Raw genomic sequence first — 511 nt, forward strand, 5'->3', positions numbered from 1 at the left:
CTATTTTTAGTTGCAAATGCGAGTGCCGTGACGGACGGATTGCCACACTACCGCCATTTTATTCCGCTCGTCACAGCACGCCATTTGATTGTGTTATCAAAACGCCGCTATTATTCGGCCTTGCTTTTCACTTATTCCACTGAATACTGAATGTGTGTTTCTTTGCAAAATTCGGCCAAATATATTCGGTTACCAAATATTCGGTGCATCCCTAGTATTACATACATGAGATGGTGGTCGGTGCAGTCTCTGTTTGGAGAAGCAGATGGGACAAGCACCCCAGAAGCTCAGCAATGTATTACTGTTGATTAGGGTTAACAGCAAAACATATTTTAGCCACATAAAAAAAGGCCTGCCTAAAAGAAATCAAAATCAGTCTATGTGGACATTATATTTAGAATATTTTCACTGCTTTACCTCGCTGTCTGTGATTTCCAGCGAGATGATGAAGCCGTCATATCACTCCTTTCAAAGCCAGACTCCACTGAGGAAAAACAATGTTTTGACACTG

The 511-nt window shown here is 41.5% G+C and carries 1 protein-coding gene; it reads left to right on the plus strand.

All coding sequences use genetic code 11. The features are described from left to right. Positions 1-265 precede the first annotated feature (265 nt). Positions 266-511: hypothetical protein (locus tag R7E78_RS30805; protein ID WP_318059228.1), on the plus strand; the 246-nt coding region annotated here is incomplete at its 3' end.

The sequence above is a fragment of the Vibrio sp. YT-19(2023) genome (genome assembly GCF_033337395.1).